The sequence below is a fragment of the Rubrivivax sp. A210 genome (genome assembly GCF_904426505.1).
In the GTDB taxonomy this organism is placed as follows: domain Bacteria; phylum Pseudomonadota; class Gammaproteobacteria; order Burkholderiales; family Burkholderiaceae_C; genus Rubrivivax.
Genome location: NZ_CAJGBN010000023.1, coordinates 248,871 through 261,480, shown reverse-complemented (window position 1 = coordinate 261,480; position 12,610 = coordinate 248,871). Strand labels below are relative to the sequence as shown.

Annotated in this window: 11 protein-coding genes; 3 read left to right on the top strand and 8 right to left on the bottom strand. The window is 70.9% G+C overall.

Going from position 1 to position 12,610, the window contains the following annotated elements; genetic code table 11:
• Positions 1–117 precede the first annotated feature (117 nt).
• From JMV16_RS14795 to JMV16_RS14785, 3 genes are all read right to left on the bottom strand, one after another.
• Positions 118–1,041: a tetratricopeptide repeat protein gene (locus JMV16_RS14795; RefSeq protein WP_201495052.1), complete on the bottom strand. Its 924-nt coding sequence runs from the start codon at positions 1,039–1,041 to the stop codon at positions 118–120.
• A 9-nt stretch (positions 1,042–1,050) separates the two neighbouring features.
• Positions 1,051–2,361 (bottom strand): DUF4397 domain-containing protein, encoded by a 1,311-nt coding sequence (locus JMV16_RS14790; RefSeq protein ID WP_201495051.1) that lies wholly within the window; start codon positions 2,359–2,361, stop codon positions 1,051–1,053.
• 185 nt (positions 2,362–2,546) lie between these two features.
• The gene (locus JMV16_RS14785; RefSeq protein ID WP_201495050.1) at positions 2,547–3,821 is read right to left on the bottom strand and encodes a Glu/Leu/Phe/Val family dehydrogenase; all 1,275 of its coding nucleotides are present in this window, start codon (positions 3,819–3,821) and stop codon (positions 2,547–2,549) included.
• A 218-nt stretch (positions 3,822–4,039) separates the two neighbouring features.
• On the opposite strand from JMV16_RS14785, the gene proC reads away from it, so the two are divergent.
• A complete protein-coding gene (gene proC, locus JMV16_RS14780) occupies positions 4,040–4,846 on the top strand; it encodes a pyrroline-5-carboxylate reductase (protein ID WP_201495049.1) in 807 nt (268 codons plus the stop codon).
• On the opposite strand, the gene ubiA is transcribed toward proC, so the two are convergent.
• The 3 genes from ubiA to JMV16_RS14765 form a co-directional block, all read right to left on the bottom strand.
• Entirely contained in the window at positions 4,847–5,761 is a 915-nt protein-coding gene (ubiA, locus tag JMV16_RS14775; RefSeq protein ID WP_201495048.1) for a 4-hydroxybenzoate octaprenyltransferase, read from the bottom strand.
• A gap of 58 nt (positions 5,762–5,819) precedes the next feature.
• A complete protein-coding gene (locus JMV16_RS14770; protein WP_201495047.1) occupies positions 5,820–6,461 on the bottom strand; it encodes a PEP-CTERM sorting domain-containing protein in 642 nt (213 codons plus the stop codon).
• Positions 6,462–6,685: 224 nt separating this feature from the next.
• Positions 6,686–8,362 carry a peptide chain release factor 3 gene (locus tag JMV16_RS14765; protein WP_201495046.1) on the bottom strand — a complete coding sequence of 559 codons (1,677 nt, stop codon included), beginning with the start codon at positions 8,360–8,362 and terminating at the stop codon, positions 6,686–6,688.
• A gap of 163 nt (positions 8,363–8,525) precedes the next feature.
• Here JMV16_RS14765 and JMV16_RS14760 point away from each other — a divergent pair, with 163 nt between their 5' ends.
• Positions 8,526–9,251: a PepSY domain-containing protein gene (locus tag JMV16_RS14760; protein WP_201495045.1), complete on the top strand. Its 726-nt coding sequence runs from the start codon at positions 8,526–8,528 to the stop codon at positions 9,249–9,251.
• A gap of 15 nt (positions 9,252–9,266) precedes the next feature.
• Here the strand turns inward: JMV16_RS14760 and JMV16_RS14755 are convergent, their stop codons facing one another.
• Both JMV16_RS14755 and JMV16_RS14750 read right to left on the bottom strand, forming a co-directional pair.
• The gene (locus JMV16_RS14755) at positions 9,267–9,902 is read right to left on the bottom strand and encodes an FABP family protein (RefSeq protein WP_201495044.1); all 636 of its coding nucleotides are present in this window, start codon (positions 9,900–9,902) and stop codon (positions 9,267–9,269) included.
• A 22-nt stretch (positions 9,903–9,924) separates the two neighbouring features.
• The gene (locus tag JMV16_RS14750; RefSeq protein ID WP_201495043.1) at positions 9,925–10,848 is read right to left on the bottom strand and encodes a LysR substrate-binding domain-containing protein; all 924 of its coding nucleotides are present in this window, start codon (positions 10,846–10,848) and stop codon (positions 9,925–9,927) included.
• Between the two features lie 102 nt (positions 10,849–10,950).
• On the opposite strand from JMV16_RS14750, the gene JMV16_RS14745 reads away from it, so the two are divergent.
• Positions 10,951–12,609 (top strand): hypothetical protein, encoded by a 1,659-nt coding sequence (locus tag JMV16_RS14745; protein ID WP_201495042.1) that lies wholly within the window; start codon positions 10,951–10,953, stop codon positions 12,607–12,609.
• Position 12,610: the final 1 nt, after the last annotated feature.

The window sequence follows — 12,610 nt, the reverse complement described above, 5'->3', positions numbered from 1 at the left end:
GGCAGCCGGCCGGGCGGCTCACGCCGCCTGGGCTTTCCCCCCATCCACGGGGTGCGGGGGTCGCCAGCCACCGCGCCACTTCACGCACCGCGGCCTGCGGCGCCTCGCGGGCCGTCCCTAGTTGAGGTACATGCCCAGGTAGCGGCGGCCGCGGCTCACGGCGGCGGCGTCGGGGCAGACCTCGAACCACTCGACGAGCTGCTTGCGGGCGCGCTCGCGATCAGGTTGGCCCTCGGCCTTGTCGCGCATCACCACCTCGAGCAACTGGTCGAAGGCGGCGTTGTAGTCGCCGCTCCAGACCAGCAGGGCGCCGAGCTGGAAGCGGGCCTCGAAGTCGCGCGGGTTGGCGGCGATCCGGGCCGCCAGCGCGGCAGCGTCGCCGGGCGGGCGGTGGGCAGCCAGAGCCAGGCGCTTGAGCAGCGCGGCATGGCGCTCGTTGCGGGCCTCGGCGGCAATGCTTTCGAGGACGGCGCGCGTCTCGTCGAGTTCGCCCAGCGCGAGCAGGCGCTCGGCCACGTCGAGCAGCAGCTCGGGCTGGCCCGGTTCGAACTGCAGCGCCTCCTGCAGGATGGCCAGCGCCGTCTCGTCGTCGGGCGCTGCGGCGGCCTCGGCGCGCAGCTGCTCGGCCTGCGAGGGCTGGGGCTGCAGGTGCTTGTCGAGGAACTCGCGGATCTGGCCTTCGGGCAGGGCGCCGACGAACTGGTCAACCGGGCGGCCGCCGACGAAGAGCACCACCAGCGGAATGCTGCGCATGCGCAGCGCGGCGCTGATCTGCGGCGCCTCGTCGGTGTTGAGCTTGGCCAGCACGAACTGGCCGCCATAGGCCTGGGTCAGCTTTTCGAGGATGGGGCCCAGCGAGCGGCAGGGGCCGCACCAGGGCGCCCAGCAGTCCAGCAGCACCGGCACCTTCATCGAAAGCTCGAGCACCTGGCGCTGGAAATCGGCCTCGGTGACGTCGAAGACCAGCTCCGGCGCCGCGGCCGGCGATGGTGCCGGCGCGGCGGACAGCGAATAGCTGCCCTGTTGGCGGAAGTCAGCCATCTTCTTGCCTCAGCGGTCTTTGATCCACAGGCCCTGCGGCGTGGCCGCGCCGCCGAGCATGAACACGGTGTAGACGCCCTGGGCCTGGGTCAGCCGGGTGTCGACGGTGCCACGCGTGAACAGGGTCGTGGCCGAATCCTGCGAGCTGATCTCGACCACCGCCGCGGTGGCCGCCGGCGCGGCGTAGTAGGCCGAGGCTGCGCCGAGCACGATGTCGCTGGGCTGCAGCAGCTGGGAGTCGAGCGTCAGCGACACCGGGCTGACGCCGTTGCGGCCGTGGACCAGGCGCAGCTTGGCATTGGTGGCGGCGCTGGGCAGGCGGTTGTCGTCGTTCAGCAACACGGCCTGGGCGCTGGCCGCCGGGCCGTAGGCAAGCACCGTGTAGTCGCCGCCTTCGGCAAAGCTGCTGGCGATGGGGGCAAGGGCGGCGCCGTTGATGGAGACCGTCAGATCGGCCGTGCCGGCGTTGACCAGCACATAGCCGCCCACGCGCGGCGAGGCCACGGCGCCGGAGATGGTGGTGCCACCGACGCTGGCACTGACCGTGGATGCGGCGTCGACGCCGGCGGCCAGGCGCACGCGCGCCTTGCCGTTCTTGAAGGCCGTGGCCGTGCCCTGCTGCGCGATCAGCGTGCCGTTGAGCAGCACGCCGCCGGCGCCGGCGGTGAGCACCAGCGTCGTCGCACCGCGGTCGGCGAGCGTCACGGCGGGGACGTCCAGGCGCACGTCATTGGGGTTCTTCTCGCCGGTGACGCGCAGGCGGTAGGTGCCGGCCGACAGCTCGCGGTAGCCGCTGAGCACGCCGGAGAGCACGCCGGCCTGGGTGGCCTGGGTGTCGGCCAGATTGGCGCTGGTGGCGGTGAGGAAGACGTCGACGGTGCCGGTGTCGACCGTGGCGTTGAGGATGCGCAGCTTGGTGTTGCCGGCGACGAGGCCGCTGTTGTCCTCGTCCTCGGGCAGCATGGTCACGTTCAGCGCCGCCTGGCGTCCCCACACCAGGGCCGTGTAATGCTGGTCCTGGCTGAGGCCGAAGCTGCGCGTGAACAGCGTGGCGCCGTCGCCGGCGGCCTTGACGTTGACCGAGTAGGTGGCGGAATCCAGCCCGATATAGGTGGCCAGCGCGTCGGTGGCCAGGGCCGAGAAGCGCTTGGTGCTGTCGGTGTAGACGTCGACGCTGGCCACGTCGGTGCTCAGGTTGAGCGCACGCACGCTGGTCGGGCCGCTGTTGCTGTCCTTGTCGCCGCCGCAGGCAGCGACAAACAGGGACGTGGCCACGGCGGCAAGCAGCGCCAGGCGGCGCGAGAAGAAGGCTGATGTCATCGGGAATCCTCGGAGGGTGCCTGATCGCGGCGGCGGCTGTGCCGGCCATCCACGGGTCGTGCGGGCTGCGCCCAGCGGCGGATTATGGGCCCGGGGTTGGCGCCGCCCGGCCCGGCCCCGCGCGCTTTGCCAGGGCGAAACAATGGCGCGGCGGGCGTGGCCGGTTCAGCCGGCGCCGGCCGGCATCAGGGATACAGCCCGCGCTCCTCGCGCGCCGTCAGGATGCGCTCGCAGGCCACGGCGAAGGTGGCGGTGCGCAGGGTGATCTGGTGGCGGTCGGCCGTGTCCCAGATCTTCTTGAGCGCGCCGATCATGATCTTGTCCAGGCGCAGGTTGATCTCGTCCTCGGTCCAGAAGAAGCTGGAAAAGTCCTGCACCCACTCGAAATAGCTCACTGTCACGCCGCCGGCGTTGCAGATGACGTCGGGCACGACCAGGATGCCGCGCTCGGCCATGATGTCGTCGGCCGTCGGCACGGTGGGGCCGTTGGCGCCTTCGAGCACCAGCTTGGCGGTCAGCCGCCGTGCGCGTGCGGCGGTGATCTGGCCTTCCAGCGCGGCCGGAATCAGGATGTCGCATTTGACGTCCCAGAACTCCTCGCTGCCCATGGCCTCGGCGCCCTTGAAGCCGCCGACGCCACCGCGCGCCTTGACGTGGGCCGTGAGGTCGGCCAGGTCGAAGCCGTTCTCGTTGCAGATGCTGCCGGTGTGGTCTTGCGCGGCGACGATCTTGGCACCGGCCTGGCCGAACAGCTCGGCCGCGGCGGCGCCGACGTTGCCGAAGCCCTGCACCGCGACGCGGGCGCCGTCGAGATCGAGATTGATGCGCCGCGCCGCCTCGCGCCCGGTGACGAAGACGCCGCGGCCGGTGGCCTTGACGCGGCCCAGGCTGCCGCCCAGGTGGATGGGCTTGCCGGTGACGACGCCGGTGGCGGTGGAGCCGGTGTTCATCGAGTAGGTGTCCATCATCCACGCCATGATCTGCGGGTTGGTGTTCACGTCGGGCGCCGGGATGTCGCGCTGCGGGCCGATGATGATGCCGATCTCGCTGGTGTAGCGCCGCGTCATGCGCTCGAGTTCCTTGTGCGAGAGCTTGCTTGGGTCGACGCGGATGCCGCCCTTGGCGCCGCCATAGGGCAGGTTGACGGCGGCGTTCTTGATGCTCATCCAGGCCGCCAGCGCCATCACCTCTTCGAGGTTGACGTCGGGGTGGTAGCGCACGCCGCCCTTGCCGGGACCGCGGCTGAGGTTGTGCTGCACCCGGTAGCCCTCGAAATGGGCCACGTCGCCGTTGTCCAGCTCGATGGGGATGTCGACGATGAGCGCGCGCTTGGGGCGCTTGAGCGTCTCGACCCAGTGCGCCAGATGGCCCAGGTAGGGCACGACGCGGTCCACCTGCATCAGGTAGGTGCCCCAGGGGCTGTCGGCGGTGGGGTGAACGTAGGACAGGGTGGAGCTCATCTCGGTTTCCTTCTGGGACGGATGGGGGAGGCTGCCGCCCTGCCCCTCGTGGGTGGCGCGGGCGCCGCGACATGGCTGGGCACTGTAGGCGCGGGGCCGCCGAATGTGTCACGGTCCGTCATGCGGCTTTTGCATGATGTCTGGCGAACGCCCTCATGGTCACTTCGGGTTCGCCCGCATGTTCGTCCGGATGCAGCTGCCGTTCTAGACTGCGGCCCATGAACGACATCGCATTCATCGGCGGCGGCAACATGGCCTCGGCCCTCATCGGCGGCCTCGTGCGCGGCGGCCGGCCGCCGGCGCAGATCCTGGTCGTCGAGCCCTTCGAGGCGCAGCGCGACAAGCTGGCCCAGGCCTTCGGCGTGGCGCCGCTGGCCGCGGCCGATGCGCGGCTGCGCAGCGCCGCCACTGTCGTGTGGGCCGTCAAGCCCCAGCTCTTTGCCGAGGCCGCCGCGCCTTGCGCGGCTTTTGTTGCCGGCGCGCTGCAGCTCAGCGTGATGGCCGGCATACGCAGCGAGGCCGTCGTCCGAGCCAGTGGCAGTGCCCGCGTGGTGCGCGCCATGCCCAACACGCCGGCGCTGATCGGCCAGGGCATCGCCGGCCTCTATGCGCGGGCCGAGGTCGACGCGGCAGCCCGTGGCGAGGTCGAGGCCCTGTTCGCACCCACTGGCCAGAGTCTGTGGGTGGCGCGCGAGGACGACCTCGACGCCGTCACCGCACTCTCGGGCTCAGGGCCGGCCTATGTCTTCTATTTCATCGAGGCGATGGTGAAGGCCGGCACCGAAATGGGGCTGGATGCGGCCCAGGCGCGTCGCCTGGCCGAGGCCACCTTTGCCGGCGCCGCCGCGCTTTCGAGGGGCTCGCCCCAGCTGGCGCCGGCCGAGCTGCGCGCCCAGGTCACCAGCAAGGGCGGCACCACCTATGCGGCCATCACTTCATTGGACGAGCAGGGCGTGAATGCGGCCTTTGGCCGCGCGCTGCATGCGGCGCGCCACCGCGCCGAGGAACTGGGCCGCGCCGGCTGATCAGCGCAGCGCGAGGTCCAGTGCCGCGCCGGCGAAGACCGCGCAGCCCAGCCAGTGGTTGAGCCGGAAGGCGCGAAAGCAGCCTTCGCGCGTGCGGTCGCGGATCAGCAGAAAGTGCCAGACCGCCTGCACCGCCGCCGCAGCAATGCCGAGCAGGAAGACGCGCCCCAGACCCAGCGACAGGCCCAGCGCGGCCCAGCTGGCCAGGTAGACGGCGTAGAAGCCCATCACTGCGGCCACGTCCCAGCGGCCCAGCGTGATGGCCGAGGTCTTCATGCCGATCTTCAGATCGTCGTCGCGGTCGACCATGGCGTACTCGGTGTCGTAGGCCAGCACCCAGAACAGATTGCCCGCCATCAGCCACCAGGCCTGCGGCGGCACCGCGGCGGCCACACTGTTCCATTCCCAGGTACCGCCGCCCAGAGCGGCGGCAAAGGCCATCGGAATGCCGAAGCTGAAGGCCACGCCCAGCACCGCCTGCGGCATCGCGAAGATGCGCTTGGCAAAGGGGTAGCCCAGGGTCACGGCGGCGGCGAAGAGCGAGAGCTGCACCGCGGCCGGCGTCGTGCCCAGCACCAGGCAGAAGGCGGCCAGGGCCAGCGCCGCGCCCAGCGCCAGGGCCTCGCGCACCGAGACCGCGCCACGCGTCACCGGCCGCTGCGCCGTGCGCTTGACGTGGCGGTCGAAGTCGCGGTCGGCGACATCGTTGATGCAGCAGCCAGCACTGCGCATCAGCACCGTGCCGGCAACGAAGACCAGGAACAGATGCCAGCCCGGCCAGCCGTCGGCGGCGATCCACAGCGCCGCCAGCGTGGGCCACAGCAGCAGCAGCCAGCCGGCGGGGCGGTTCCAGCGGATCAGGTCGAGGTAGAGATCCAGGCGGCGGGCCTGGGGATGGGGGGCGAGAGCCTGCATGGGGCGGATTATTCGCCCATCGCCGGCCCTCCCGGCGCGGACGAGGCCGCGCCCGGGCTCAGCCGCGGCGCCGGCGCGCAGCCGCCAGCCCGGCCAGGGCCAGCGCCGCCAGCGCAGCGCTGCCGGGCTCGGGAACGCCATTGGCGTTGGCGGTGAACTGGACCTCGTCGATGAAGGTCCAGGGCCCGTTGAAGGCGTGGCGGGCCGTCACGCGCACGCGCTGTGCGTCCATGCCCAGGCCGCTGAGCGACAGCGTGGTGTGCGGCGCGAGCGACGACGAGTTGTTGTCGTTGGCGGCGCTTTCCGGCACGTTCAGCGAGCGCACCAGGACCCAGGACGAACCGTTCCAGTAGGACACGTCCAGCGAAGGCAGCACGACGTCGGTGACGTTGTCCTGCGTCGTGCCGACGAGCACGTTGTCGATGTGGCGGGTGCTGCCGAAATCGAAGTCGATGTTGACGACCGGGTCGTTCACCCAGCCCACCCACTCGTAGGCATTGCCGTTGCCCAGGTTGGCGGCCCAGCCGGCGCGGCCGAACTGGCCGTCGATGAGCTGGTGCCCGGATTCGTCGTGGTAGCTGTAGGTGCCCGTGTCGGTGGCCCGGTCGAAGACATAGCTCAGCGGCACGACCGGACTGGCCATGGCGCAAACAGGCGCCAGCGTGGCAATGGCGAACAGGCGGCGCGGCGACAGCTTCATGAGGGGTTCCTGTGACAGACGGGTCCGAGAGACTGGGATGACGCCAGGGACTTTATGGCTTGACGGCGGCGGTCGGGCCCCCTCAGGCGCGGGTGCGCACGGGGCTGCGACGGCGGCTTGCCGGCCGGGAGCGGCAATAAGTCACGGGCGGGAAAGTCCGGGGCGGCACTTGCCCGCTGTCCCGGGTCGGGCGATCGCCACCTGCCGCGCGCCCATGTTCGCGCTCACCCCTCCAACTGCTTCTGAAACACCAGCCCCGCGTGCTCGCGCAGCGCGTGGAACTTGATCTTGGGCCAGTTCTCCTGCATCGCGCGCAGCTCGCCGGCGTACTCCAGCAGCACCGTCGGCGCGTCCACCGCGTCCAGCGCCACGCGGTGCGAATTGCCGTCGATGAAGCGCTTGAGCTCGCGCTCGTCGGCGGCGGCGCCGTCGCCGGTCTCGCTGGTGACCCAGCGCGCCACGTTGTAGCGCGCCGGCATGATGCGGGCCTTGCAGCCGTACTCGTGTTCGAGCCGGTGCGCGACGACCTCGAACTGCAGCTGGCCTACCGCGCCCAGCAGCAGCACGCTGCCGGCCACCGGGCGGAAGACCTGGATCGCGCCCTCCTCGCCCAGCTGGGTGAGGCCGGCGCGCAGCTGCTTGGTTCTGAGCGGGTCGGCCACTTCCACGCTGCGGAACATCTCGGGCGCGAAGAAGGGCAGGCCGGTGAACTGCAGCGCCTCGCCCTCGGTGAGCGTGTCGCCCAGTTGCAGCACGCCGTGGTTGGGGATGCCGATGATGTCGCCGGCAAAGGCCTCGTCCAGCAGCTCGCGGCGCTGGCTCATGAAGGTGACCACGGTGTTGGGCCGCAGCTCCTTGCCGCTGCGCGTGACCTTCAGGCGCATGCCGCGCTCGAAGCGGCCGCTGGCCACGCGCAGAAAGGCGATGCGGTCGCGGTGGGCCGGGTCCATATTGGCCTGGATCTTGAAGACCACGCCGGTGAACTTGGCCTCGTCGGGCTGCACCACGCGCTGGATGCTGCTGCGCTGGCCGGGCGGCGGCGCCAGGTCGACGAGGGCGTCCAGCACCTCGCGCACGCCGAAGTTGTTGATGGCCGAGCCGAAGAACATCGGCGTCTGGCGCCCGGCCAGGAACTCGGCCTCGTCGAAGGCCGGCGCCGCGCCCTGCACCAGCTCGACCTCGCCCGCGGCCTGTTCGTAGGCGCCGCCGAAGCGCGTGGCCAGCAGCGGGTTGGCCAGGCCGTCGATGATGTCGTCGGCGTCGCGATCACGGTCCTCGCCGGGGCTGAAGACGCGCATCTGCTGCTTGCGCAGGTCGAGTACGCCGCCGAAGAGCTTGCCCATGCCCACCGGCCAGGTGAAGGGCACGACGCCCATGCCCAGCTCGCGCTCGATCTCGTCCATCAGGGTGAGCGGCTCCTGCACCTCGCGATCCATCTTGTTGACGAAGGTGAGGATGGGCGTGTTGCGGGCGCGGCAAACCTGCAGCAGGCGGCGCGTCTGCGGCTCGACGCCGTTGGCGGCGTCGATGACCATCAGCGCCGCGTCCACGGCGGTGAGCACGCGGTAGGTGTCCTCGCTGAAGTCCTGGTGGCCCGGGGTGTCGAGCAGGTTGATGACGCAGTCGCGGTATTCCATCTGCATCACGCTGGACGCCACCGAGATGCCGCGCTGCTTCTCGATCTCCATCCAGTCGCTGGTGGCATGGCGGCTGGCCTTGCGTGCCTTCACCGAGCCGGCGATCTGGATCGCGCCGCTGAACAGCAGCAGCTTCTCGGTCAGCGTGGTCTTGCCGGCATCGGGGTGGCTGATGATGGCAAAGGTGCGGCGGCGGCGCACCTGGGGGCCGAGCGCGTTCTGCGGGGTCGACGGGGCCGGCGTGATGGGAGGCAGGGCAGACATGGCGCATGGGCCGCGGTGCGGGCCGGCGGCGGAATCTTTGGGGTTGCGCGAGGGCGCGCGGAGGGCCGCGGGCTCGGTGACGGGCGGCGCAGCAGAGCCGCGATTATCGTGGCGACCTCGCCACGCTGGCCTCAGGTCCGGAATCGCACCCGGAATCGCGCCCATGCGCCTCGCCCCGCTGTTCTTTCGCTGGCACCGCTGGTTCGGCTACCTCGTCGCGCTGCAGGTGCTGGCCTGGGTGGGCGGCGGCCTGGTCTTCGCCTGGCTGCCCTTCCAGGCCTGGGTCAAGGGCGGAGAACTCGTCGCCAAGCCGCGCCAGCCCCTGCCCGCGGGCTGGGACATGGCGCTGGCCGGCAGCAGCGACGCCGCGCGCCCGCTGCTGGAGATCAAGTCGGTGGCCACGGCGCGCGGGCCGGCGCTGCGCCTGCTGCACGCCGACGGCGAGGAGTGGCTGTCCGCCGGCGGCGGCGAGCTGGCGCCGCCCGATGCCGCGGCCATCGCCGCCTACGCGCGCACGCTGCACAAGGCCGGCCTGGCGCCGGTGGAGGTGCGCCAGATGGCCACCGTGCCGCCGCGCCTGGGCCTGGTGCAGGAGCTGGGCGACCGCCGCCATGCCTGGCTGGCGCGCTTCGACGATGCCCTGGGCACGCGGCTGTACTTCGACGGCCGCAGCGGCGAGCTGCTGGCGGTGCGCAACGAGGCCTGGGTCTGGTACGACTTCTTCTTCCGCCTGCATGTGATGGACTACGGCGGCGGCGAGGATTTCAACAACCCGCTGCTGCGCGCCGCCTCCGCTGCCGCCCTGCTGCTGGTGGCCAGCGGCATGGTGCTGCTGACACTGGCACTGGCGCGGGCCTGGAAGCGCCGCCGCGCACCGCAGCGGGTTTGACGGGCGCGTTCGCCCTCAGCCGCGCGCCAGCGGGTTGGGCGTGGGCTCGGCGATCCTGCTCAGGCGGTTGCAGTCGACGTGGTGGAAGGGCTCCGTCTGGCCGCGGATCATCAGCACCGTGTCTTCCTCATAGCTCCAGCTGCCGTCGTCGTGGGCCGTGACCTGAATGCGGAACTCCACCGTGCGGAAGGCGTGCTGCAGAAAGGGCGCCGAGCAGATGCCCCAGGTCTCCAGGCCCTGGGTGGCCACCAGCTCGAAGTGCTTCGCATCGGCCGCGGCCTGGCCGGCGGCCATCGCGGTCTGGCCGCGCGGAATGGTCAGGGTGTGGATCACCGTGCCCGTGGCCGGCTCCCACAGCCAGTAGCCGACCTGGTCGTGGTAGGTCTTCACCTGCTCGGGCTTGGTGACATGCGTGTGGTAGCGCAGGCCGTAGAGCAGCTGCGGGCCGTTGGTCTGCGGATCGATGGGCTGCAGCTCGATGCGCTCGACATAGGCCTGCTTCTTCGCGCCCTCGGCCTTGGGCTTGACGTCCAGCCCGCGCGTGCCCTGCCAGACCCCGGCCAGCGCGCGCAGCGGGCCCAGGTTGGCCAGGGTGTCGACGTCGATGTCGCGCGGCTCGGTGTAGATGTCGGCGGGAAAGCTGTCGGACATGGGGGCTCCTGGTGGCGAAGGTTCAGACGCTCAGCCGCTGCACACCGGGCAGCGCGCAGGCATGGATGGCGTTGCGCAGCGCGGCAATGGCCTCGTAGCGCGGAAAGCTGCGCCGCCAGGCCAGCACCACGCGGCGCGTCGGCACCGGGGCGCTGAAAGGCACGTAGCGGATGTGGGGCTGCAACTCGCCCGGCACGCTGAGCTGGGGCACGACGGTGACGCCCATGCCCGAGGCCACCATGTACTTGATGGTCTCCAGCGAGCTGCCCTCGAAGCTCTTGCGCATGCCTTCGGCGTTGGACGCAAAGCGCGCGTACTCGGGGCAGACCTCGAGCACATGGTCGCGGAAGCAGTGGCCGGTGCCCAGCAGCAGCAGGGTCTCGTTCTTCAGCTCCTCGGCGCTGACGCTCGCGCGCCGCGCCAGCGCGTGATCCTTGTGGACGGCGGCGACGAAGGGCTCGTCGTAGAGCGGCGCCACCGCCAGGCCTGCGTCGGGAAAGGGCTCGGCCAGGATGGCGCAATCGAGCTCGCCCAGGCGCAGCAACTCCAGCAGCTTGACGGTGAAGTTCTCCTGCAGCAGCAGCGGCATCTGCGGCACGCGCTCGATCACCTGGCGCACCAGGTCGGGCAGCAGGTAGGGGCCGATGGTGTAGATCACGCCCAGGCGCAGCGCGCCGCTCACCGGGTCGCGGCCGAGCTTGGCGATCTCCTTGATCGCCGCCGCCTGCTCGATGACCTGCTGGGCCTGGCGCACGATCTGCTCGCCCAGCGGCGTCACCGTCACCTCGTTGGCGCCGCGCTCGAACAGCTTCACGTCCAGCTCGTCCTCGAGCTTCCTGACCGCGACGCTGAGCGTGGGCTGCGAGACGAAGCAGGCTTCGGCGGCGCGGCCGAAGTGCTTCTCGCGTGCGACGGCGACGATGTACTTGAGCTCGGTGAGGGTCATGCCGCCATTGTGGCGAATGCGCAGCCTCGGGATGCGGGCTGGGGCGGCGGCTCCGGGCAGGCCCCGGGGTGGCACCGCGCGCCGGCTTGCCTACACTGCGCCATGCCTGCCACTACCCTGGCGCCCGCCGCCCAGATGGTCCGCCACTTCCGTCAGGTGCTGCTGTGGCCGTTGCGCGTGCTGCCGCAGACCGGCGCCGCGGCCGGCCGTCCGCCCTGGCAGGCGTTGCGCGAGCTGGGCGAGGCCTCGCCCTGGCACGAGCAGGTTGATGACTACTTCGGCCCGCAGCAGACCTTCCACGAGCGCCATTACCACGAGTTCGTCACCTTCCTGCCCTATGTGCAGCGCTTCCTCTACGGCGAGGGCCGCGCCGGGCGCGACACCGACGACGCCGACGGCGGCGCGCCGATGCGGCTGTTCCGTCGCCGCGACGTGGCGGCGCTGCGGGCCGTCACCAGTGCCGGCCAGGCGCCCATCACGCTGCGCGTGCAGCACATCGACCTCTATTTCTTCTTCGATGTCGACGTCGTGCTGCTCAATGTCGAGGTCGAGGCCGACGACCTCACGCTCGCGCAGGCGCAGGAGCTGATGTACCGCTTCGGCCGCGGCTACCCGCCCGGCTGGGACGCCAACGGCGAGCCCATGCACTGCCTGTCGGGAGCCGAATGGCTGGGCGCCGACGGCCGCGTGCTCGCGGCTTCCGACGCCCAGCAGCGCGAGGCCTTTCTGGCCCATGTGGCCGACCACCGCGCGCCGCGGCTGTCGGCGCACTGGGCCTGGCTGCTCGAGCCGCTGGTGGCCGACCACTCGGGCCGCGAGGGCGCGCTGCGCCTGCGCCAGATCGAGTACTACCGCATGCCCACCATGGCCTACCTGGCGCTGGACGAGCCACGCGCGCTGACGCGCGGCGACTTCGTGCGCCTGGGCCTGGTCACCGGCGCAGGCAGTGACGCGGTGCTGCCCTATTCCGAGCCCTACCTGGCCGACTTCGAGGCCCGCCACTGCTATGACCGCCACTGGTCGCCGCACGGCCTGGCGCCCGACACACGCTACCTGTGCTGCGGCCACGCCATGGTGGTGCTGGGGCGGGCCGACACCCCGTTCTTCCGCTGCGCCGAGCGCGGCGTGCTGGCGCAGTTCCGCCACGAGCACTTCCTGATCTTCCTCATCGCCCACTTCCAGAAGGCGGCGCTGATGATGTTCAGCGACCGCCTGGTCGAGGCCCTCAAGCGCCTGCATGTGCGCGACGCCGACAGCGTGCGCCGCTTCAAGCGCGCCATCCGCGCCAGCTTCGAGGGCTTTCTGCGCTTCACCCACCGCTACTGGTTCCACGAGGTGGCCGAGCAGGCCCAGGCGCGGGCGTTGTTCCGCCTCACGGTCGGCCAGCTGGAGACCGACACGCTGTATGCCGACGTCAAGCAACGCATCGCCGACATGAGCGCCTACCTCGACGCCGACAGCCTGCGCCGCCAGGCCAATACCGTGGTGCGGCTGACCGTGGTCACCATCTTCGGCCTCATCGGCACCGTCACCACCGGCTTCCTGGGCATGAATTTGCTGGCCGAGGCCGAGGCGCCGCTGTGGCGGCGGCTGGCGCTGTTTGCCGCGGTGGCCGTGGCCAGTGCGGCGCTGACCATCTACACCATGGTCAAGAGCAAGCGCCTGTCCGATTTCCTCGACGTGCTCTCGGAAGAGCGGGTGCCGGCCTGGACCAAGGCGCGCGCCTTCTTCGCGGTGTGGCGGCGCAGCGGCCCGGAGTGAG

What these genes read in the sequence shown, in the direction of transcription:
- JMV16_RS14795 (WP_201495052.1), bottom strand. Translation starts at nt 1,041, where the DNA reads ATGGCTGACTTCCGCCAACAGGGCAGCTATTCGCTGTCCGCCGCGCCG.
- JMV16_RS14770 (WP_201495047.1), bottom strand. Translation starts at nt 6,461, where the DNA reads ATGAAGCTGTCGCCGCGCCGCCTGTTCGCCATTGCCACGCTGGCGCCT.
- JMV16_RS14790 (WP_201495051.1), bottom strand. Translation starts at nt 2,361, where the DNA reads ATGACATCAGCCTTCTTCTCGCGCCGCCTGGCGCTGCTTGCCGCCGTG.
- JMV16_RS14785 (WP_201495050.1), bottom strand. Translation starts at nt 3,821, where the DNA reads ATGAGCTCCACCCTGTCCTACGTTCACCCCACCGCCGACAGCCCCTGG.
- proC (WP_201495049.1), top strand. Translation starts at nt 4,040, where the DNA reads ATGAACGACATCGCATTCATCGGCGGCGGCAACATGGCCTCGGCCCTC.
- ubiA (WP_201495048.1), bottom strand. Translation starts at nt 5,761, where the DNA reads ATGCAGGCTCTCGCCCCCCATCCCCAGGCCCGCCGCCTGGATCTCTAC.
- JMV16_RS14755 (WP_201495044.1), bottom strand. Translation starts at nt 9,902, where the DNA reads ATGTCCGACAGCTTTCCCGCCGACATCTACACCGAGCCGCGCGACATC.
- JMV16_RS14765 (WP_201495046.1), bottom strand. Translation starts at nt 8,362, where the DNA reads ATGTCTGCCCTGCCTCCCATCACGCCGGCCCCGTCGACCCCGCAGAAC.
- JMV16_RS14745 (WP_201495042.1), top strand. Translation starts at nt 10,951, where the DNA reads ATGCCTGCCACTACCCTGGCGCCCGCCGCCCAGATGGTCCGCCACTTC.
- JMV16_RS14750 (WP_201495043.1), bottom strand. Translation starts at nt 10,848, where the DNA reads ATGACCCTCACCGAGCTCAAGTACATCGTCGCCGTCGCACGCGAGAAG.
- JMV16_RS14760 (WP_201495045.1), top strand. Translation starts at nt 8,526, where the DNA reads ATGCGCCTCGCCCCGCTGTTCTTTCGCTGGCACCGCTGGTTCGGCTAC.